Here is a 19645-nt window from a genome sequence, read left to right as displayed (position 1 = left end):
AACGGGACGGGGTTTATGTCCCCGCCGGTGCACGAGCCCACCCCAGGTGTAGGTGTCGTGCATGCCGCCGCCGCAACGAGCAGTCGATAGCGTGGCTCCTCACGGAGACGCTGGTCTCGAGGCCTGACTCGAACCTTACATACCCTCCAAGGTATCTCGAATGTTGTACCCGCCGGTGGGGCGTAGCCAGGGAAGGCTGCAAGGTGCGCAAGGAGCGCACAACGCCCACCGCCGATTTGCCCGGCTTGCCGGCCGGGCCCGGAGCAAGGCAGTTGCCGGACCGCAGGACGCGGTCAGTGGACAGGATGTCCCGGCAACTGGCTCCTCCGGGCCACGCCCGCAACGCTCGGCTCTTTGGCAACACCGGCACCAAGGATTAATTGCACAGGATGACCAAGATGAAACTGTTGAAACGCTTTATCGTGAAAAAGAACGAACGCGGCCTGCTGTTCTGCGAAGGCGACTTTGTGTCGATTCTCGAACCTGGCGTGCACAAGCGTTTCGACCTGCACAACCGGCTGACGGTAGAAACCTTCAGCCTCAATACTTCGCTGTTCGAACATCGCCTGGCCGGCTACCTGCGTCAAAGCGAGCCGGCTCTGGTCGAGCAGTATTTCGAACGCATGGACCTGGCGGAAAACGAAGCCGGCCTGCGTTTTGAAGACGGCGCCCTGGTCGAGTTGCTGGCCCCGGGCAGCCGCCAGCTGTACTGGAAAGGCCAGAGCGCGCAGACCCTGCAGCGCATCGACCTGAGCCAGACCTATCGCCTGGATACCAGCCTGGTGGCCCAGCTTAACCAGCCCAAATTGCGCGGCCGCAGCCTGGCCGGGCTGGAGGCGGTGTTGCTGTCGGCGGTGCCGGCGTTCCACGTCGGTGTGCTCAAGGTCGATGGCGTGGTGGAAGAGTTGCTGGGAGCCGGGCAGTACGGCTTCTGGCGCTTCAACCGCCAGGTCAGTGTCGAGTTGGTCGATATGCGTATCCAGGCCATGGAAATCAGCGGGCAGGAGATCCTCACCCGCGACAAGGTCAGCCTGCGCCTGAATCTTGCGGCCAACTGGCGCTACAGCGATGTGCTCGGTGCGTTCGCGCAGTTGAGCAAGCCGCTGGAGCATCTTTACCGCGAGGTGCAGTTCGGCCTGCGGGCGGCGGTGGGTACTCGTACCCTCGACGAGCTGCTGGAAAACAAGCAGTTGATCGACGATTCGGTCAGCCAGTACCTGCAGGACAAGCTCATTGGCAGCGGCATCGAAGTCAGCGGCCTGGGGGTACGCGACATCATCCTCCCGGGCGAGATGAAAACCTTGCTGGCGCAGGTGGTGGAGGCGGAGAAAGCGGCGCAAGCCAACGTCATCCGCCGCCGTGAAGAGACCTCGGCGACCCGTTCGCTGCTCAATACCGCCAAGGTCATGGAAGATAACCCGACGGCCCTGCGCCTGAAGGAGCTGGAAACCCTGGAGCGGGTGGCGGAGCGCATCGACCGGATTTCGGTGTTCGGCGGCCTGGATCAGGTGTTGAATGGACTGGTCAGCATCAAGGCCGGATGAAATTTGCCGGGCCCCAGCGGCCCGGCAGCAACAGATAAAAGTGGAAGTACGACAATGAACATTCTCGAAGTGGCCGGCGGCAAGCCGATCAAGCTCTGGACCGACGGCGTCCCGGTGGATGAGGGCGCCCGTGAGCAACTGCTGAACACCGCGAAGATGCCGTTCATCTTCAAGCACCTGGCGGTGATGCCCGATGTGCACCTGGGCAAGGGCTCGACCATCGGCAGCGTGATCCCGACCCTGGGCGCGATCATCCCGGCGGCGGTCGGCGTCGATATCGGCTGCGGCATGATCGCTGCGCGCACCTCGCTGACCGCCAGCGACCTGCCGGACAACTTGCATGGCCTGCGCACTGCAATCGAGAAAGCGGTGCCCCATGGCAAGACCTTTGGCCGTCGCGACCAGGGCGCCTGGGACAGCGTGCCGGCGCTCGCCGACCACGCCTGGCACGACCTGGCCGCGCGCTTCAAGGCGATCACCGATAAGTACCCGAAGCTGGAGAGGACCAACAACCGCCAGCACCTGGGCACCCTCGGCGGCGGCAACCATTTCATCGAGGTCTGCCTGGATGAGGCCAACTGCGTCTGGTTGATGTTGCACAGCGGTTCGCGCGGGGTCGGCAACGCCATCGGCAACCTGTTCATCGAACTGGCCCAGGCCGACATGCGCCAACACATCGCCAACCTGCCGGACCGTAACCTGGCCTATTTCGAAGAGGGCAGCCGGCACTTTGCCGACTACGTCGAAGCGGTGGAGTGGGCCCAGGATTTCGCCCGGCAGAACCGCGCCTTGATGATGCACGCGGTGATCGCCGCCACGCGCAAGGTGATCGGCAAGCCCTTCGAGGCCAACCTCGAAGCGGTCAACTGCCACCACAACTATGTGCAGCGCGAGCGGCATTTTGGCCACGACGTGCTGATCACCCGCAAGGGTGCGGTGTCGGCGCAGAAGGGCGAGCTGGGGATCATTCCCGGGTCCATGGGGGCGAAGAGTTTCATCGTTCGCGGCCTGGGCAACGAGGAATCGTTCTGCTCCTGCAGCCACGGCGCCGGGCGGGTGATGAGCCGCACCCGGGCCAAGCAGGCGTTCACCGTCGAGGATCAGCAACGCGCCACCGCCCATGTCGAATGCCGCAAGGACAAGGACGTGATCGACGAGATCCCCATGGCCTACAAGGACATCGACGCGGTGATGCAAGCCCAGCGCGAGCTGGTGGAAGTGGTACACACCCTGCGTCAGGTGGTGTGCGTCAAAGGTTAGAGAGGGCGCCTTGAGGCGCCCGACTGCAAGGACACGAACATGAACAAGGAAGACCGTCACCCATTGCCCGGGGCCATGCGCGAGTGGGTGCTTGACGAGTTGCGCCGGGTCGAGCGCGAGCACGACGTTACTGTGCTCTATGCCTGCGAATCCGGCAGCCGCGCCTGGGGCTTTGCCTCTACCGACAGCGACTTCGATGTGCGCTTCATCTACGTCCCGCGCCAGGACTGGTACCTGCGCGTCGACGAGCCGCGCGACGTCATCGAGCGGCCGCTGACCGACGAGCTGGACATCAGTGGTTGGGAGCTGCGCAAGACCTTGAAGCTGCTGCGCAACTCCAACCCGACCCTGCTCGAATGGCTCGGCTCGCCGCTGGTGTACCGCGCTGAACCGAGTGCAGTGGAGTCGCTCCAGGCGCTGGCACTGAATTTCTACAGTGCCCGGGCGGCGCGGCACCACTACCTGTCGATGGCGAAAAAGAACCACCGCGACTTCCTTCAGGGCGCGCAGGTGCGCTTCAAGAAGTACCTCTACGTACTGCGTTCGCTGTTGGCGGTGCGCTGGATCGACCTGGGCCTGGGCATGCCGCCGACAGCTTTTGCCGATCTGCTGGCAGGCACCCTGAGCGAGCCGCAAATGCTCGCCGAGATCGATGAGTTGTTGCGCATCAAGCGCCAGGCCGTCGAAGCCGACTATGGGCCGCGGCGGATGCTGTTGCACTCGTTTATCGACAGCGAGTTGCGGCGTGCCGAAACCTCGCCGACCTTGCCAAGGCTGCGTGGTGATACGCAACTGCTGGATGACTATTTGCGCGATACTGTGCGGCGTTATTCATAGGAAGCGCGCCTGGCGTGTCTTCCCTGTCGAAAGGACTCGGAACGTTTTCATGCCTGACAGCAAATACCAGCGTCTGCCCCATGCCGGAGACTTCGAGCAAGTCTCCGGCACTCAGATCGTCTACCTGTCGCCGAAACCCTTGCCCACCGGGGTAGAGGCCTATAGCTACCGGCATTTGCATCGTGATGCCAATGAGGTCTACCTGGACTTCGGCATTGGTCGGGGCAACTTCGAGTTCATGGCCCGCTGCGGTATTGCCGCCGTCATGGGGGTGGTGAGCTGCGTGGTGATGACGGCGTTTCTCGGAGCCTGGGTGCGGCGTAGGCTTGAGCCGTTCTGGGAGGGGGTCTACGACTTTCTCGCATCGCCGCCCATCTGGGGTTTTATCGGGCTGCTGGCGTTGATGTACGTCGTCATATTTTGCCTGGCCGTGCGCCAGCTCAGCGTCCAGCCACCGATCCGCTTCAATCGCCAGCGACGTGAAGTGGCGATGGTGCCGAAGAAGGGCGCCGCACCCCAGTATGTGCCCTGGGAAGAGGTCATCGCCTGTGTCTCGGCCGGGCAATTGGTCACCGAATACGCGGTGATGCCCGAGTTCAAACTGATGATCGGCCTGCGTGACGCCGACAGCGGGAACGTCCTGTGGCTGACCGTGGCCTGTGGCAGCCTGCGCGGTGCAGTGGCCGAATGGGAGGCGATTCGCGCCTACATGGAAGAGGGCCCGGCAGCCTTGCCTGAACCGCCGCCGGAAGAATTTGAAGAGGGCACGGTGGCGTTTTTCCATATGGCCCGCATTGGCTATCGCGACAACTTTCCGTGGCTGCAGTATGTGTTTGGCTTTCTGTTCGTCCAGGCGTTCGGTGGCTGGACCTTGCCGTGCCATCTCTCCAACTGGGTCAACAATCGCCCCAGAGCAACGTTTCCCAAAGTGGTGCGGGAGTGGTCCCGGCCATTGCCGGTGGATCAGCAGGCGGTGCCCAGCGAGGCGCTGGTCAAAGAAAGTGACGAGGTGCGCAAGGCCTTTCGCCGTGGGCAAACCCTGCTGGACTACTTCAAGGTGAAATTTGCCGAGCCGGCCTAGCTGGGTGGCGTTATGCAAACGAGCTGAGCATGAACAAGGACGTGGTTGAGAGGGCAGCATGCTGAAGCTGCGGCTGAGAGAACGTTGGCAACGGTTGCAGATAAGCGGCAGCGATCAGGTGGTGATGCTGCTGCTTTCAGTGATGGTCGGTTTGTGCATCGCGGCGGCACTGTGGACGGCCAAGCCCAAGTCCGGCTGCATTCGTCTGGGCCGCGGTAACAGCGGGCCGATCAGTTGCGACCCGCAGGTCATTGCGGGTGAGGCGATGAACATCGTGCTGTTCGGTCTGCTGTTCGCTGCACCGCTGCTCTATATGCTCGGCCGGCTACTGGTGCAATTGTTCAGGCCGTTGAATTCGCAGCCTTGATGGAATGTTCAATGCCAGCACACTGATCAACACCACCACAGCTCCGGCTATCACCAGCAGCGAAGGCTGCTCACCGAGCAGAAAGGCCGCGATCAGCATGGCGCAGGGTGGTATCAGGTACAGCGCCATGGACGCCCGACTGACGTCCGAATGGCTCAGTACATAAGCCCAGCCGAGGTACGCCAGGGCACTGGGAAATACGCCGAGCAGCAGTACCGCCAGGTTTGCCTGGGGCGGCGCCGCAGTCACTGCAGCGCCAAGGCCTGGCAGGTACACCAGCAACAACGCCGTGCCGGCCCAGAGGGTGTAGCAGACCATGGTCAGGCCGTCGTAACGATGACCGTGAAGTTTCTGCAGGGTGAAGTAGATACTCCACGACAGCGCGGCCAACAGCACCAACAGGCCATGGGCGTCGAGCGCTCCTACTCCGTGATCATCTACAACGACCATCGCTGCTCCGAGCATACCCAGCACCAGGCATCCCCAGTGCCAGGCGCTGACCTTCTGGCGCAGGACAAAACAGGCAATCAGCAGGCTGAACAAGGGCGTGGACTGCGCCAGCACACTGGACGCCCCGGCACTGATTCCGCGCTGGCCAAAGTTGAGCGCCACATGGTGCAAAAACACCGCGAACAGCCCAAGCAGCATTAACAGCGGCAGATCCTTGAGCCGTGGCAGGCTGATCCCGCGCCACACTGCGACACTCGCCATGAATACCGAGGCCACGATAAACCGCGCCAGGGCCAGATGACCTGGGTCGTAACCTTGCAGGGCGATATGAATACCGGCGGGTGAGTACGCCCAGCACAACACCACGAACAGAGTCGCCAGGACGATTTTCAGGGATTGGGTGCGTAGCATTGAAAGGCGCTCCAGAGGCAGGGAGCTTTAGTATCAAAAAGGCCTTTGCTCACCACAATCGACTTATACTGAGCTGATCGTTCACTTTGGGTGATGTATGGAGTTGATGCAGATTCGCATGTTTAAGACGGTCTACGACACCGGCAGCATCGCCCGTGCAGCCGAGGTGTTGCACTACGTGCCGTCGAACATCACCGCGCGGATCAAGGCACTGGAAGAGGAGCTGGGCGTGGCGCTGTTCTTTCGATATGGGCGCGGCTTGAAGATCAGCCCGGCCGGCGAAACCTTCCTCGAATACGCCACCCAGATGCTCGCCCTGGCCGAAGCCTCCAAGGCCGCCTTGAGCCCGCAAGCCGTGCCCAGCGGACGCTTGCGCATCGGCGCCATCGAGTCCTCGGCCAGTGGCCGGCTCCCGCGCTTGCTGGCCGAATACCATGCGCGCTTCCCGCAGGTATCACTGGAGCTGAGCACGGGCACCTGGTCGCAGCTGCTCGATGACGTGCTCAACCATCGCCTCGATGGGGCAATAGTCGCGGTTGAGGTCGAGCGGCCATTGCTCAAGCGCACGCCCATGTACCAGGAAGACCTGGTGCTGATCGCCCCCGAATCCCTGGGGCCGATCCGCAGCGCCGAAGACCTGCAGGGCAAGGCCATTTTCATGTGGCCGGAAGGTTGCCCGTACCGTGCAGCGCTCGAGCACTGGCTGCTCGAGCAGGGGCAAAAGCTGCCGATTGTCGGCATTGCCAGCTATGGCGCCATCGTCAGTTGCGTGAGTGCGGGCGCCGGAGTGTCGCTGGTGCCTCGGGGCATCTTCGAGCAATACCGCAAAGGCGCGGGCTGGAGCGGCCATGAGTTCGCCGAACTCAAGGCCATCAGCAACGCCTTTTACTGGCATGCCCAGGCGGGACGGCATCCGGCGAGGGATGCCTTCGTACAGATGCTGCGCGAGGGGTTGGCGCCAGGCGCTATTCGATCGGGTACTTGAGCATTGCCGGATGCCCTTCAATCTTCTGCGCCAGGCGCTGTACATGCGGATAGTCACTGGCCGCCACCACCTCGGCGCATACGTACTGGGTGAACGACCAGGCCACTGCGGTGGTGATTTCCGCCTGGCTCAAGGGCAGGGTGGGGCACTTGCTCGGCTGTTCGGCAAGCAGCCCGTCGAGCTGCGCATACGCGGCCAGCAACTGCCCGGTCACCCGCTCCAGCCAGGGCGTATGCAGTTTCTCCTGCGGGCGCAGGTTGTGTTCGTAGTAGATCTGCACCGACTTCTCACTGGCCGCCAGCGCCAGGCCGATCACCTGCAAATCGCTGGCGCGGGCCTGAGGTTCCTGCGCCAGGAGCTTTTTCGCCGGCGAGGCCAGGGCTTCGAAGTAATCCAGAATCAGCGTCGAATCCATCAACACCGTGCCGTCGTCGAGGACCAGGCTGGGCGCCTTGACCACCGGGTTGATTGCGGCGAACTCGGCGAAATTGCGGAATACCGACAACGGCTGGTGTTCGAAGCGGATGCCATACAGCTCCAGTGATACCGCAACGCGGCGGACATAGGGGGAATCGAGCATGCCGATCAGTTTCATGAGGCCTCCATTTCAGAAAATTCCAGACTGGGTAGACAGTAGCTGAGGATTGGCACTGCAACTCACGGCATCAGGTTTCGCCGCTCAATGGGTTCGGAAAGCACGATGCTGGTGCGGGTTTCCCCGTAAGGGTTGATCCTGGCGATGATGCTTTCGATATCGGCCATGGACCTTGCGTAGAGCCGGATCAGGTAGGAGTCGTTGCCGGTGACATGCAGGCATTCAACGACTTCGGGGATTTGCTCAAGCAAGGCAATCAACTTGGCCTTGGCCGGCTTGAAGGTGGTCATGCCCACCACCGCTGACACGCCATAACCGAGTTTTACCGGATCGACCTGGGCAGCGTAGCCCTTGATCACCCCGGCCTCTTCGAGCTTGCGCAGGCGCTCGGTGGTGGCGGGAATCGACAGGCCGGCATGGCCTGAGAGTTCGGTGATGGACATCCGTCCCGAGCGCTGCACCGCGGCGAGGATTTTGCTGTCGATTCGGTCCATGTCGATCTCCTCTGCAAGAACCCTGACAGTAGTGAAACTTGCAGGCTTTGAGCAATCTGAAATTAGCCGCCTCGCAGCAGCACACCGGTGATGATCTGGTAGACACCCAGCAAGGTGATGGTCGAAGCGGAAAATACGTTGATCAGCTTCAGCTTCGAGTTTGAAAGTCTCGTGGCGAACAGGGCCGAAAATCCGCTCAACCCCAGCCACCAACCGGCGGAGCCCAGGAAGATGCCTGTGACCATCAATGCAAGGGCATAACTGTTGCTTTGGCCCGCGCCGACGCCATCGCTGATTGCGGCGAATATGGCAATGAACGACAGGATGGTCATCGGGTTGGACAAAGTCAGCAGCAAGGTTGTGGAGTAAGCTCTCCACGGCTTGTAGGGTTCCCCGGATGACCTGCTCGAAGTCGCTTCTGATGTGATGATTCGATAGCCCACATACGCCAGAAAAGCACCGCCGAAAATGCACAGCCAGGGTTTCCAGCCCACTAGGGTTGTGATCAACGCGCTGATCCCCAGCGCCCCGATAAAACCATAGATAGCATCCGCCGTTGCCGCGCCCAACCCGGTGGCGAACCCGGCGCGCCAGCCCTGCGTGAGGCTGCGTTGAATGCACAGCAAGCCGATCGGGCCGACTGGCGCGGCGATGCACAGGCCGATGAGCAGGGATTTCAGGAACAGCAGCATGGTTGAATCTCCGGTAGGCGGTGACTCAAGGCTAAGGCGGGAAGTGGGGTTGGTTAATGTGGGATTGAAGGATTTTTGCGGGAGTGACGGAAGAATTTAAGGTGGTGGTGCCTGCACATGGCCTGGAGCCCCGCAATCTTCGGGGCTCGGAAATCGGCGACGGATGACGTTGCAGGCGTCATTATCATGCCTTCTTGTACCTATCTCGCATTGAGCAACGAATATGACATGGATTATCCCCCAGGCCAGCGCATACGGCGGCGTTCTATTGAACTCCGATGGACAGGTTCTCTTGCGCGAGCCGGCAAATCACCACGACGGCTATGTCTGGACATTTGCCAAGGCGCGCCCGCTCGCTGACGAGGAGCCTGAGCAAACAGCTGTCCGCGCGCTGCGTGTGGACGCGGGGCACGAAGGTAAAGTGATCGGCGTACTCCCTGGGCTCTATGAAGGCGGTACAAGCAAGAATGCTTTTTTTCTAATGATCTCGGGTTTCGCTCACGGCCCGACAGGGGGCCACACCCAAAACACGTGTTGGGCGAGTTTTGAGCACGCGCGCGAACTCATTGGCAAAACAACCAACCCCATCGGTCGCACCCGTGATCTACAGGTGCTTGAGGCTACTCAGCGGTGGTTAGCAAGCAACCGCAAGGGTGTCGTCGCTTTCGAGCAACAAGGCTCAAAAGGCTGGGCGGTCAAGGGCAATTGGCTCACTAAGGAAATGCCAGAGCAATTCGTAACCCTTTCTCTGGATTTTGTTCTCGACGCTGAAGAGGCGTGTGCCATCCGCAAGGGATTTATCCCGTCTGAGATGGAAGAAAAATGGTTCAGTTATTACGTGGACGATGTGCTTTATCAGCATCGTAGCTGGACGGGGGTTCTGGTGGACCGCATCAGGTTTGTCGACGAGGCAGACGGTATTCGGGCAATACAAGCCGATGTGAACCGAGATCAAGAGCAGTATTCGCAAATGGATGATGCGCAAGATATACGGCGCATAGAGTCAATGGTTCGAAACCTGGCGAGCCGTAATCGGTTGGTGTAGCCGGCCGATTTCTGAGTACCAACATGCCAATGATGTGGATGCGCGAGCGAGTGCGCATCTGGCGGCTATCGTTGCCGGCTATTGATGGCTGGCTTTTCAACCAGGCATTAAAAAGCCGGCTTGTGGCCGGCTTCCGGGGACGGGCTTGGCTAATTTTTGGTAAGCCGCAACCGCCTTAAAATCGTTGCTCCGGCGCTGGGGCCGGGAGGTGGCGGGCAAGCAGTGGGGTGCCGCGCCAGGGCCGCGGGCGAGCTGGGCCGCCGGGCTAAATGTGCGGCGTAGCATACTGGGATTGGCCGGCGATGCCCAGCAAAAAATCTTCGCCAACGCTCAAGCCGGGCGGCTGTCGCGCAGGTGGCCCCACCAGAAGACCCAGCCGAGCACCTCCAGGTGCTGGGTCTTGAGTTGCGCCGGGCTGTAGGTTTCAGTCGGGTATTCGTCGCTGTCCTGGCTGTGCAGGCGCAAGGCGCCGTTGGCGCGGCGGCTGAGGCTGTTGATGCGCAGGCGGCCATTGTGCAGCAGGGCGTAGATCTCGCCGTCGACCACGCGGGTGAGGCTGCGGTCGACGGCCAGGGTGGTGCCGCGCGGTAGCAGCGGGCTCATGTTGTGCCCGGGCATGCTCAGGCACAGGGCATCGCCAGGGTCGACCCCCAGGGCGTCGAGGGCGCGGATGGGCAGGCGCAGGTAGCGGTCATCAACAGCTTTTAACTGGCGGGCCTGGACGCTGTAGAACGGCAGTTGGATGTCATTGTGGTTGTGCGCCGCCAACAGGCTGGCATCGGGGCCTTCGACGCCCGGGCGGGCCGCCTGGCTGTTGAGGCGTGGCAAGGGGTTGGGGTGTTTGGGGCCTTCGCCGTTGCGCAGCCAACGGCTACGCACGCACAACAGTTCGGCGATTTCATCCAGGCGGGCCAAGGGCACGCCGCGCTTGAACCAGTTGTTGACGTGCTGCGGCGTGACCTTGCGTTGCGCGGCAAAGTCGGAGGGGGACAGGTTGCACTCGCTCAGGAGCACTTTGAGACGATCGCCAGATGTATTCATGAGGCCCGAGTTTAGTGGGCTTGCAGCGCCTGGGCTATAAACGCGAGGTTCATTTTGAAGGCGGGAAAATGGCTGGCTTACAGGCGTTTGCCTAGGCTGGCGTAAGAGGTTTCCTGGCAAAAAAATCCACTTGGATGGCGTTCGGAACTATCCTACGCACGCTGCTGCCTTTTTACTGTTGTTCGAAAAATGCATCAGGTCTAACTTCCTCGGGTCGCTAGTGGGCGACCGGGCGTGAGAAACCCGATGACATTAGAGCAGCCATGTTATGGCGGCTGTGCGCGGGCAGACCTCGGTCTGGCCGAGTTTCCTATGTCCTCGGTTTCTCACCCCTCGTACAGCTGCCACCCTAATCCTGTGAGAAGGATTGAGGTGGAGGCTCCCACCTTGAATGGGGCGTTCTTGCCCTGAAACAAAAAGCCCCGCAGGTGCGGGGCTTTCTGTTGTGGGTTGCTTAGCCTTTGTAAGCTGCAACCGACTTGGTGATCGCGGCGCGAGCGGCGTCAGCGCCATCCCAGCCTTCGATCTTGACCCACTTGCCTTTCTCGAGATCTTTGTAGTTCGCGAAGAAGTGCTCGATCTGCTGGATCAGCAGGGCAGGCAGGTCGGTGTATTCTTTGACGTCGACGTACAGTTGCGACAGTTTGTCGTGCGGTACGGCGATGACTTTGGCGTCGCCGCCGCCATCGTCGGTCATGTTCAGGATGCCGACCGGACGGGCGCGGATGACCGAGCCTGGGGCAACCGGGTACGGCGTCACGACCAGCACGTCGAGGGGATCACCGTCGTCGGCCAGGGTGTTGGGGATGTAGCCGTAGTTGGCCGGGTAGAACATCGGGGTGGCCATGAAACGGTCAACGAACAGGCAGTCGCTGTCCTTGTCGATCTCGTATTTGATCGGCGCGTGGTTGGCTGGAATCTCGATGGCGACGTAGATGTCGTTCGGCAGGTCTTTGCCAGCCGGAATCTTGCTGTAGCTCATTGGGCAGTGCCCCCATGTTTGGCCAAAAATTGGTCGCGATTATAGGCACATTCCGCTGCGCTTGCCACGCCCGCCCGGATGTCCGGCTGGCTCAGTCCTGGGGCTGCCGGTAATGCGGGTGATGGTGCTGCAACTGCTGCAGGCGGGCGAGCGGGTCCTGGCGGTAAAAGCCGCGCAGTTGCTGGTACACCGCGGGGTAGGCGTCGTTGAGCAGGTCGGGGGCGCTGAAGAAGTATTCGCTGGTCACGGCAAAGAACTCCGCCGGGTTTTCCGCGGCATAGGGGTCGATGGCGGTCTCGGCGTCGGGGTTGCGGTCGAGCTGGCGGTTGAGGTCGTCAAAGGCCTCCTGCATGGCCTGGGCCCAGTCGCTGACGCGTAAATCGCTGTGCAGTGGCGGCAGGCCGTTGGCATCGCCATTGAGCATGTCGAGCTTGTGCGCCAGTTCGTGGATCACCAGGTTGTAGCCTTCCCAGCCACCGCTGGCCTGTACCCCCGGCCAGGCCAGGATCACCGGGCCCTGCTGCCAGGCTTCGCCACTGTGCTCACCGTCCCACTCGTGTTCGATACCACTGGCGTCGCGATGGCGCTGGGGGCTGAGGAAGTCGTCGGGGTAGAGGATGATCTCGTGGAAACCCTGGTACCAGTTCAGCTCGCCCAGGTGCAGCAGCGGCAGTTGCGCCTGGGCGGCGAGAAACAGCCGCTGCTCGCCGTCCAGTTCGACCCCGGGCAGGGCACTGAGGTGTTTGTCGTGCAGGAACAGTACGCAGGCTTCACGCAGCCATTGGTCTTCTTCGTCGCTGAGGCCATCGAGCATCGGCAGGCGCTCGCGCACCCGCTGCCAGCGCTGCGGGTCGAGCGGGTGTCGGGCCAGGGTGCGGCGACGGCGCCAGGCGCGGAGCGACCACATAGGCCGGGCTTAGTGAACCTTGGCTTCGTTGCGGCTCATGCGGCTGCGCACTACGCCGATGATCATCGGCACCAGCGACAGCAGGATGATGGCGACGATCATCAGCGACAGGTTCTGCTTGATGAACGGCACGTTGCCGAAGAAATAGCCGAGGGTCACCAGGCCGCCCACCCAGAGCACGGTACCGGCGACGCTGAAGCCGAGAAAACGCGGGTAGTGCATTTTCGCGATGCCGGCGACGAACGGCGCGAAGGTCCGCAGGATCGGCAGGAAGCGCGCCAGGGTCACGGTCTTGCCGCCATGGCGTTCGTAGAAGTCGTGGGTCTGCTGCAGGTAGTCGCGGCGGAAGATCTTCGAGTTGGGGTTGCGGAACAAGCGTTCGCCCGCCGTTCGGCCAATCACGTAGTTGGTGCTGTCGCCGAGGATGGCTGCGGCCATCAGCAGGCCGCCGAGCAGAACCGGGTCCATGCCGCCGCCAGCAGCGACGGCGCCGGCGATGAACAGCAGGGAATCACCCGGCAGGAACGGCATGACCACCAGACCGGTCTCGCAAAAGATCACCAGGAACAGGATCGCGTAGATCCACGGGCCGTAGTTGTTGACCAACAGGTCCAGGTAGGCGTCGAGATGCAGAATAAGGTCCAGCGGGTTGAAATCCATGTACAGCACCTGTGTTCTTGACCCGAGGGACGGGCTTGCGATGGCTGGCAGTGCGAATGCGGACGGTCGCTACCCGGGAGATGGGTAAAGTTTCACACACAATGAAGAGGCGCATTATACGGCTACGAACAGATTGTGCCTGCGCAGTTTGTAGCGGCGGATGTCGAATGGATGTGAACGGCAGGCGCGGCGCCTGCCGTTGCGCCCGGATCAGTCCGAGTTGATAGGCAGGATGTAGCTCTTGAACTCGGTGTCTTCGTGAAAACCGATGGATTCGTAGGTTTTCATCGCCACTTCGTTGTTGCTGCTGGTAGACACCCGCAGGCGCACCGCGTTGGTTTCCTTGGCCAGCTTCTTGGCTGCGCGCATCAGGTGGTCGGCCACCAGCATGCGCCGGGAGTCTTCGGCGACATAGATGTCGTTGAGGATCCACACGCGCTTGAGCGACAGCGACGAAAAGCTCGGGTAGAGCTGGCAGAAGCCCATCAGTTTGCTGTCGTCATCGTCCGGCAGGGCCAGGTAGATGATCGACTCGCCACGTTCCAGGCGTTTTTCCAGGAATGAGCGCGAGGAGTCCGGGTAAGGCAGCTGGCCGTAGAACTCGCGGTACCTGACGAACAGCGGGACCAGCATGTCCAGGTGTTCCAGGGTTGCTTGGATGATTCGCATAAGCAGGCCTCAGAGTCCATGGGAGTTTACGGTGAGTCGCCGACAGCCTTGGTAGATGCTGCCTGAAAGCAATTAGAAAACGCAATCTAGGATCTCAAGGTTTACTCAGCAGGAAGTTTGCGCTTTTCGGCGCATCGCTGTCTGACTCAAGGGTTTGCACCTGGGCTTCATCCTTCAGGTTGACCCCCGACAACTGCCGCCGACAGGCTTCGCGCATCAGGTACAACAGGCGATGGGCGGCCATGCCGTAGCTCAGACCTTCCAGGCGCACGTTGGAAATGCAGTTGCGGTAGGCATCGGTGAGGCCGACCTTGGGGTTGTAGGTGAAATACAGCCCGAGGCTGTCCGGCGAGCTCAGGCCTGGGCGTTCGCCGATCAGGATCACAGTCATCTTGGCCCGGAGCAGTTCGCCCACTTCATCGGCAACCGCCACCCGGCCTTGCTCCACCAATACCACCGGTGAGGTCGACCAGCCGTCGGCGGCGCTCTGTTCTTCCAGGCGGGCGAGAAACGGCAGGGTATGGCGGTGCACGGCCAGGGCCGAGAGGCCGTCGGCGACGACGATGGCCAGGTCAACGCCGCCGGGGTTGGCCTGGGCATGCTCGCGCAGCCGTTGTGCTGAATCGTCGTGCAGCCGGCGCCCCAGATCGGGGCGTTGCAGGTAGCTGTGGCGATCGGCGGCAGCACTGTGCAGCAACAGGCTGTCACGCCCGCGTGCGCTCAATTGCTCGCGCAGGCCGGCGTGGTCGAAGGCCAGGTGCACGGCATCGCGGGCCTGGGCGTGGGCGAACTGGAAGTCGAGCTGGGCGCCAGTGGGCAGGCTGGTGCCGGTGCGGCCCAGGGCAATGCGCGCCGGGGTCAGGCGGCGCAATTCCAGCCAGGGATTGCTGCTGTTGTCGTGTTGGGGAGTGTTGGCCATAGTCGACTCGCTTATCCCAGTTGCGCCAGGGCCTGGCGGAAGGCCGGTGGCAGGTTGTCACCAAAACGCACCCGGCCGTCGGCCTGGGTGAAAATGCCCATGCGCGCCAGCCAGGCCTCGAATTCCGGCGCGGGCTTGAGGCCCAGGGTCTGGCGGGCGTAGAGCGCATCGTGGAACGAGGTGGTCTGGTAGTTGAGCATGATGTCGTCGGAGCCGGGGATGCCCATGATGAAGTTGATCCCGGCGACACCCAGCAGGGTCAGGAGCATGTCCATGTCATCCTGGTCGGCTTCGGCGTGGTTGGTGTAGCAGATGTCGCAACCCATGGGCACGCCGAGCAGCTTGCCGCAGAAGTGATCCTCAAGCCCGGCGCGGATGATCTGCTTGCCGTTGTAGAGGTATTCCGGGCCGATGAAGCCGACCACGGTGTTGACCAGAAACGGCTTGAAGTGGCGGGCCACGGCATACGCGCGGGTTTCGCAGGTTTGTTGGTCGACGCCATGGTGGGCATTGGCCGACAGGGCGCTGCCCTGGCCGGTTTCGAAGTACATCAGGTTCTGCCCGAGGGTGCCGCGGTTGAGGCTGAGACCTGCGTCGTAGCCTTCCTTGAGCACATTGAGGTTGATGCCGAAACTGGCGTTGGCCGCCTCGGTGCCGGCAATCGACTGGAATACCAGGTCCAGTGGCACGCCACGGTTGATCGCCTCGATCGAGGTGGTCACGTGGGTCAGCACGCAGGCCTGGGTCGGGATGTCGTAGCGCTGGATGATGGCGTCGAGCATCTCCAGCAGCGCGCAGATCGAGGCGATGCTGTCGGTGGCCGGGTTGATGCCGATCATGGCATCGCCGTTGCCGTACAGCAGGCCGTCGAGAATGCTTGCGGCAATGCCCGCCGGCTCATCGGTGGGGTGGTTGGGCTGTAGGCGGGTCGACAGGCGCCCGCGCAGGCCCATGGTGCCGCGAAAACGGGTGACCACGCGGATCTTCTGCGCCACCAGCACCAGGTCTTGGACGCGCATGATCTTCGAGACTGCCGCGGCCATTTCCGGGGTCAGGCCCGGGGCCAATGCACGCAGGCTGTGTTCATCGGCTGCTTCGCTGAGCAGCCAGTCGCGCAGCCCGCCCACGGTCAGGTGGCTGACGGCGGCAAAGGCGCTGGCATCATGGGTGTCGATGATCAGCCGGGTGACTTCATCGTCTTCGTAAGGGATCAGCGCTTCGCTCAAGAAGTGCTTGAGCGGGATATCGGCCAGGGCCATCTGCGCCGCCACCCGTTCGCCATCGTTGCTGGCGGCGACGCCGGCGAGAAAGTCACCTGAGCGCGCCGGGCTGGCCTTGGCCATGACTTCCTTGAGGCTGTCGAAACGGTAGGTCTGGTTGCCCGCCGTGTGTACAAAACTTGCCATACAGACTCTCCAGAACGCCGCAGGGCTGGCCTGCGGCGTAGGTGGCGTTGATCAGTGCAGGGCCTCTTCGGCCTTCTGGATCGCGGCGAATTCTTCTTCCGGGGTCCCGGCGACCAGGTGGTGCCGACTGTAGAACGCAAAGTAGGCAATCAATACCGCATAAATCACTGCGGCGCCAATCACTACCCGCGGGTCGACCAGAAAGCCCGCCACCACCGCGATGCAGGCCAGCACCAGGGCCACGCCCGAGGTGAAGATGCCGCCGGGGGTGCGATACGGGCGCTCCATTTTCGGCCGGCGGATGCGCAAGGTGATGTGCGCGGCCATCATCAGTACATAAGACAGCGTAGCGCCGAACACCGCGACCAGGATCAACAGGTCGCCCTGGCCGGTCAGCGACAGACCGAAACCGATGATCCCGGGGATCACCAAGGCCAGTACCGGGGCCTTGCTCTTGTTGGTTTCCGACAGCTTGCGTGGCAGGTAGCCGGCACGGGACAAGGCAAAGATCTGCCGCGAATAGGCGTAGATGATCGAGAAGAAGCTGGCGATCAGGCCGGCCAAGCCCACCAGGTTGACGAAACCGCCCATCCAGGTCGAGCCGCCGTAGGCTTTCGACAGCGCTTCCACCAATGGGTTACCGGAGGCTTTCAACGCTTCGGCACCGGCGCCACCAGGGCCGACCACCAGGATCAGCAGGGCGAAGGCCAGCAGCACCAGCATGGCGCCGATCAGGCCGCGGGGCAGGTCGCGCTTGGGGTTCTTGGTTTCTTCGGCGGCCAGCGGTACGCCTTCGACGGCGAGGAAGAACCAGATCGCGTAAGGGATCGCGGCCCACACCCCGACATAGCCGAACGGCAGGAAGCTGCTGGCGCCAATGGCGTCGGTCTGGGCGATATCGAACAGGTTGTTGACGTCGAAGTGCGGCACCATCGCCACCAGGAACACGCCCAGGGCAATGGCGGCCACGGCGGTGATGATGAACATCAGCTTGAGCGCTTCACCGACACCGAAGATGTGGATGCCAATAAAGATGATGTAGAACGCCAGGTAGATCATCCAGCCGCCGATGCCGAACAATGACTGGCAATAGGCGCCGATAAACACCGCAATGGCCGCCGGGGCGATGGCGTACTCGATGAGGATCGCCGTACCGGTAAGAAACCCGCCCCAGGGCCCGAATGCGCTGCGGGCAAAGCCGTAGCCGCCACCGGCGGTGGGGATCATCGACGACAGTTCCGCCAGCGAGAAACACATGCACAGGTACATGGTCGCCATCAGCAAGGTGGCGAGGAACATGCCGCCCCAGCCACCCTGGGCGAGGCCGAAGTTCCAGCCGGCGTAGTCGCCGGAAATCACGTAGGCGACGCCCAGGCCCACCAGCAATACCCAGCCGGCGGCGCCCTTTTTCAGTTCACGTTGTTGGAAGTAGTCGGAGCCGACCTTTTCGAAGTCGACAGAAGAGCCTGCCGGCACGCTGCCGGTATGATCGCTTGGCATAGGGTTCACCTGTTCTTTTTATCAATACCGGCGGGTGCCGGTTTGTCTGGTGATGGTCTTGCAGGAAGCGAGCCAGAGCGGCCCCGGGATTGGAGCCGCCCTGTTTCTCGTTTAGAAGAAGCCCAGCGGATTGATGTCGTAGCTGACCAGCAGGTTTTTGGTCTGCTGGTAGTGATCGAGCATCATTTTGTGGGTTTCACGGCCGACGCCGGACTTCTTGTAGCCACCGAACGCGGCGTGGGCCGGGTACAGGTGGTAGCAGTTGGTCCATACGCGACCGGCCTTGATGCCGCGGCCCATGCGGTAGGCGCGGTTGATGTCACGAGTCCAGACACCGGCGCCGAGGCCGAACTCGGTGTCGTTGGCAATCGCCAGGGCTTCGGCTTCGTCCTTGAAGGTGGTGATGCTCACCACCGGGCCGAAGATTTCTTCCTGGAACACGCGCATCTTGTTGGTGCCCTTGAGCAGGGTCGGCTGGATGTAATAACCGGTCGACAGGCTGCCTTCGAGTTTTTCCACCTTGCCGCCGGTCAGCAGCTCGGCGCCTTCCTTCTCGGCGATTTCCAGGTACGAGAGGATCTTGTCGAACTGTTGCTCGGAGGCCTGGGCGCCGACCATGGTGTCGGTGTCCAGCGGGTCGCCGCGCTTGATCTGCTTGATCTTCTTCATCACCTCTTGCATGAACGCCGGGTAGATCGACTCCTGCACCAGGGCGCGGGATGGGCAGGTGCACACTTCGCCCTGGTTGAAGAACGCCAGCACCAGGCCTTCGGCGGCTTTTTCAATGAAGCTCTGCTCGGCCTGCATGATGTCTTCGAAGAAGATGTTCGGCGACTTGCCGCCCAGCTCGACGGTGGACGGGATGATGTTCTCGGCGGCGCATTTCATGATGTGCGAGCCGACCGGGGTGGAGCCGGTGAAGGCAATCTTGGCGATGCGCTTGCTGGTGGCCAGGGCTTCACCGGCCTCGCGGCCATAGCCTTGCACCACGTTGAGCACGCCTGGCGGCAGCAGGTCGCCGATCACTTCCAGCAGCACGCTGATGCCCAGCGGAGTTTGCTCGGCGGGCTTGAGTACCACGCAGTTGCCGGCGGCCAGGGCCGGGGCGAGTTTCCATGCGGCCATCAGGATCGGGAAGTTCCACGGGATGATCTGCCCGACCACGCCCAGCGGTTCATGGAGGTGGTAGGCCACGGTGTTGCCGTCGATCTCGGCGGCACTGCCTTCCTGGGCGCGCAGGCAGCCGGCGAAGTAGCGGAAATGGTCGGCCGCCAGCGGGATGTCGGCGTTGAGGGTTTCGCGGATGGCCTTGCCGTTGTCCCAGGTTTCGGTGATGGCCAGCAGTTCGAGGTTCTGTTCGATACGGTCGGCGATTTTCAGCAGGATCAGCGAGCGAGCCTGCACCGAAGTGGCGCCCCAGGCATCCGCCGCGGCGTGTGCGGCGTCCAGGGCCTTTTCGATGTCTTCGGCAGTGGAACGCGGGAATTCGGCAATCAGTTGGCCGTTCACCGGCGAGGTGTTTTCGAAGTACTGGCCTTTGACGGGGGCAACGAACTCGCCACCGATGTAGTTCCCGTAACGGCTCTTGAAGGAAACCTTGGCGCCTTCGGTACCGGGATGTGCATAACGCATGATGTGTCTCCTGGCTATTGTGCTTGTTGGGAGGATGTAAAGCATAGAGCAAGGGTTGGGCCAGTGTAGGCGGCCTTAGGTAAATCAAGGGTTTGGGCGGTTTCTGCGCCGGCGGTGGCGGGGCGCTGTAGCGTGTCTGGCACAGCCAGGGTGACACTTTGTACCGTT

The 19645-nt window shown here is 62.0% G+C and carries 20 protein-coding genes; 7 read left to right on the top strand and 13 right to left on the bottom strand.

Annotated elements, in window-relative coordinates; genetic code table 11:
- The first annotated feature begins 398 nt into the window (after window positions 1–398).
- The 5 genes from PspR32_RS22915 to PspR32_RS22895 are packed head-to-tail and all read left to right on the top strand — an operon-like array spanning window position 399 to window position 5089.
- Window positions 399–1544, top strand: coding sequence for a slipin family protein (locus tag PspR32_RS22915; RefSeq protein ID WP_010222861.1), 1146 nt, complete (start codon window positions 399–401; stop codon window positions 1542–1544).
- Window positions 1545–1598: 54 nt separating this feature from the next.
- Window positions 1599–2804 carry an RtcB family protein gene (locus PspR32_RS22910; protein ID WP_159389212.1) on the top strand — a complete coding sequence of 402 codons (1206 nt, stop codon included), beginning with the start codon at window positions 1599–1601 and terminating at the stop codon, window positions 2802–2804.
- Window positions 2805–2843: 39 nt separating this feature from the next.
- On the top strand, window positions 2844–3641 hold the full coding sequence (locus PspR32_RS22905) for a nucleotidyltransferase domain-containing protein (protein ID WP_159389211.1): 798 nt from the start codon (window positions 2844–2846) through the stop codon (window positions 3639–3641).
- Between the two features lie 49 nt (window positions 3642–3690).
- Entirely contained in the window at window positions 3691–4722 is a 1032-nt protein-coding gene (locus PspR32_RS26430) for a DUF6708 domain-containing protein (RefSeq protein ID WP_159389210.1), read from the top strand.
- A 58-nt stretch (window positions 4723–4780) separates the two neighbouring features.
- Window positions 4781–5089 (top strand): hypothetical protein, encoded by a 309-nt coding sequence (locus tag PspR32_RS22895; RefSeq protein WP_159389209.1) that lies wholly within the window; start codon window positions 4781–4783, stop codon window positions 5087–5089.
- Here PspR32_RS22895 and PspR32_RS22890 read toward each other — a convergent pair.
- Window positions 5048–5950 carry a DMT family transporter gene (locus tag PspR32_RS22890; protein WP_159389208.1) on the bottom strand — a complete coding sequence of 301 codons (903 nt, stop codon included), beginning with the start codon at window positions 5948–5950 and terminating at the stop codon, window positions 5048–5050. The two genes, PspR32_RS22895 and PspR32_RS22890, sit on opposite strands and share 42 nt — an antisense overlap.
- A gap of 97 nt (window positions 5951–6047) precedes the next feature.
- On the opposite strand from PspR32_RS22890, the gene PspR32_RS22885 reads away from it, so the two are divergent.
- Window positions 6048–6935: a LysR family transcriptional regulator gene (locus tag PspR32_RS22885; protein WP_159389207.1), complete on the top strand. Its 888-nt coding sequence runs from the start codon at window positions 6048–6050 to the stop codon at window positions 6933–6935.
- Here the strand turns inward: PspR32_RS22885 and PspR32_RS22880 are convergent.
- The 3 genes from PspR32_RS22880 to PspR32_RS22870 all read right to left on the bottom strand — a co-directional run bounded on the left by PspR32_RS22880 (window position 6916) and on the right by PspR32_RS22870 (window position 8716).
- Entirely contained in the window at window positions 6916–7530 is a 615-nt protein-coding gene (locus PspR32_RS22880; protein ID WP_159389206.1) for a glutathione S-transferase family protein, read from the bottom strand. The genes PspR32_RS22885 and PspR32_RS22880 overlap by 20 nt on opposite strands.
- Window positions 7531–7592: 62 nt before the next feature.
- Window positions 7593–8024, bottom strand: coding sequence for an Lrp/AsnC family transcriptional regulator (locus tag PspR32_RS22875; RefSeq protein WP_010222868.1), 432 nt, complete (start codon window positions 8022–8024; stop codon window positions 7593–7595).
- A 62-nt stretch (window positions 8025–8086) separates the two neighbouring features.
- Window positions 8087–8716 (bottom strand): LysE family translocator, encoded by a 630-nt coding sequence (locus PspR32_RS22870; protein ID WP_010222869.1) that lies wholly within the window; start codon window positions 8714–8716, stop codon window positions 8087–8089.
- A gap of 223 nt (window positions 8717–8939) precedes the next feature.
- On the opposite strand from PspR32_RS22870, the gene PspR32_RS22865 reads away from it, so the two are divergent.
- Window positions 8940–9761, top strand: a complete 822-nt coding sequence (locus PspR32_RS22865; RefSeq protein ID WP_159389205.1) for an NUDIX hydrolase — start codon at window positions 8940–8942, stop codon at window positions 9759–9761.
- 330 nt (window positions 9762–10091) lie between these two features.
- Here the strand turns inward: PspR32_RS22865 and PspR32_RS22860 are convergent, their stop codons facing one another.
- The 9 genes from PspR32_RS22860 to exaC form a co-directional block, all read right to left on the bottom strand.
- The gene (locus tag PspR32_RS22860; protein WP_036996982.1) at window positions 10092–10802 is read right to left on the bottom strand and encodes a LexA family transcriptional regulator; all 711 of its coding nucleotides are present in this window, start codon (window positions 10800–10802) and stop codon (window positions 10092–10094) included.
- A gap of 454 nt (window positions 10803–11256) precedes the next feature.
- Window positions 11257–11784, bottom strand: a complete 528-nt coding sequence (gene ppa / locus PspR32_RS22855) for an inorganic diphosphatase (protein WP_007933577.1) — start codon at window positions 11782–11784, stop codon at window positions 11257–11259.
- Between the two features lie 91 nt (window positions 11785–11875).
- Window positions 11876–12691 (bottom strand): zinc-dependent peptidase, encoded by an 816-nt coding sequence (locus PspR32_RS22850; RefSeq protein WP_010222872.1) that lies wholly within the window; start codon window positions 12689–12691, stop codon window positions 11876–11878.
- Between the two features lie 9 nt (window positions 12692–12700).
- Window positions 12701–13351, bottom strand: a complete 651-nt coding sequence (locus tag PspR32_RS22845; RefSeq protein WP_010222873.1) for a DedA family protein — start codon at window positions 13349–13351, stop codon at window positions 12701–12703.
- Window positions 13352–13561: 210 nt separating this feature from the next.
- Complete coding sequence (locus PspR32_RS22840) at window positions 13562–14020, bottom strand: GNAT family N-acetyltransferase (RefSeq protein WP_010222874.1); 459 nt, start codon at window positions 14018–14020, stop codon at window positions 13562–13564.
- A gap of 94 nt (window positions 14021–14114) precedes the next feature.
- Window positions 14115–14939 carry an ethanolamine ammonia-lyase subunit EutC gene (eutC, locus tag PspR32_RS22835; RefSeq protein WP_010222875.1) on the bottom strand — a complete coding sequence of 275 codons (825 nt, stop codon included), beginning with the start codon at window positions 14937–14939 and terminating at the stop codon, window positions 14115–14117.
- 11 nt (window positions 14940–14950) lie between these two features.
- Window positions 14951–16345 carry an ethanolamine ammonia-lyase subunit EutB gene (locus PspR32_RS22830; protein ID WP_010222876.1) on the bottom strand — a complete coding sequence of 465 codons (1395 nt, stop codon included), beginning with the start codon at window positions 16343–16345 and terminating at the stop codon, window positions 14951–14953.
- A 51-nt stretch (window positions 16346–16396) separates the two neighbouring features.
- On the bottom strand, window positions 16397–17845 hold the full coding sequence (gene eat / locus PspR32_RS22825) for an ethanolamine permease (RefSeq protein WP_159389204.1): 1449 nt from the start codon (window positions 17843–17845) through the stop codon (window positions 16397–16399).
- 111 nt (window positions 17846–17956) lie between these two features.
- Entirely contained in the window at window positions 17957–19477 is a 1521-nt protein-coding gene (gene exaC / locus PspR32_RS22820) for an acetaldehyde dehydrogenase ExaC (RefSeq protein ID WP_036996981.1), read from the bottom strand.
- Window positions 19478–19645 lie beyond the last annotated feature (168 nt).

It is taken from the genome of Pseudomonas sp. R32 (assembly GCF_009866705.1).
Taxonomy (GTDB): domain Bacteria; phylum Pseudomonadota; class Gammaproteobacteria; order Pseudomonadales; family Pseudomonadaceae; genus Aquipseudomonas; species Aquipseudomonas donghuensis.
This window is presented reverse-complemented; position numbering and strand designations above follow the sequence as displayed.

Bases quoted from the DNA above. Each gene is read 5' to 3' on its own strand.
- PspR32_RS22915 (WP_010222861.1), top strand. From the start codon at position 399: ATGAAACTGTTGAAACGCTTTATCGTGAAAAAGAACGAACGCGGCCTG.
- PspR32_RS22910 (WP_159389212.1), top strand. From the start codon at position 1,599: ATGAACATTCTCGAAGTGGCCGGCGGCAAGCCGATCAAGCTCTGGACC.
- PspR32_RS22905 (WP_159389211.1), top strand. From the start codon at position 2,844: ATGAACAAGGAAGACCGTCACCCATTGCCCGGGGCCATGCGCGAGTGG.
- PspR32_RS26430 (WP_159389210.1), top strand. From the start codon at position 3,691: ATGCCTGACAGCAAATACCAGCGTCTGCCCCATGCCGGAGACTTCGAG.
- PspR32_RS22895 (WP_159389209.1), top strand. From the start codon at position 4,781: ATGCTGAAGCTGCGGCTGAGAGAACGTTGGCAACGGTTGCAGATAAGC.
- PspR32_RS22890 (WP_159389208.1), bottom strand. From the start codon at position 5,950: ATGCTACGCACCCAATCCCTGAAAATCGTCCTGGCGACTCTGTTCGTG.
- PspR32_RS22885 (WP_159389207.1), top strand. From the start codon at position 6,048: ATGGAGTTGATGCAGATTCGCATGTTTAAGACGGTCTACGACACCGGC.
- PspR32_RS22880 (WP_159389206.1), bottom strand. From the start codon at position 7,530: ATGAAACTGATCGGCATGCTCGATTCCCCCTATGTCCGCCGCGTTGCG.
- PspR32_RS22875 (WP_010222868.1), bottom strand. From the start codon at position 8,024: ATGGACCGAATCGACAGCAAAATCCTCGCCGCGGTGCAGCGCTCGGGA.
- PspR32_RS22870 (WP_010222869.1), bottom strand. From the start codon at position 8,716: ATGCTGCTGTTCCTGAAATCCCTGCTCATCGGCCTGTGCATCGCCGCG.
- PspR32_RS22865 (WP_159389205.1), top strand. From the start codon at position 8,940: ATGACATGGATTATCCCCCAGGCCAGCGCATACGGCGGCGTTCTATTG.
- PspR32_RS22860 (WP_036996982.1), bottom strand. From the start codon at position 10,802: ATGAATACATCTGGCGATCGTCTCAAAGTGCTCCTGAGCGAGTGCAAC.
- ppa (WP_007933577.1), bottom strand. From the start codon at position 11,784: ATGAGCTACAGCAAGATTCCGGCTGGCAAAGACCTGCCGAACGACATC.
- PspR32_RS22850 (WP_010222872.1), bottom strand. From the start codon at position 12,691: ATGTGGTCGCTCCGCGCCTGGCGCCGTCGCCGCACCCTGGCCCGACAC.
- PspR32_RS22845 (WP_010222873.1), bottom strand. From the start codon at position 13,351: ATGGATTTCAACCCGCTGGACCTTATTCTGCATCTCGACGCCTACCTG.
- PspR32_RS22840 (WP_010222874.1), bottom strand. From the start codon at position 14,020: ATGCGAATCATCCAAGCAACCCTGGAACACCTGGACATGCTGGTCCCG.
- eutC (WP_010222875.1), bottom strand. From the start codon at position 14,939: ATGGCCAACACTCCCCAACACGACAACAGCAGCAATCCCTGGCTGGAA.
- PspR32_RS22830 (WP_010222876.1), bottom strand. From the start codon at position 16,345: ATGGCAAGTTTTGTACACACGGCGGGCAACCAGACCTACCGTTTCGAC.
- eat (WP_159389204.1), bottom strand. From the start codon at position 17,845: ATGCCAAGCGATCATACCGGCAGCGTGCCGGCAGGCTCTTCTGTCGAC.
- exaC (WP_036996981.1), bottom strand. From the start codon at position 19,477: ATGCGTTATGCACATCCCGGTACCGAAGGCGCCAAGGTTTCCTTCAAG.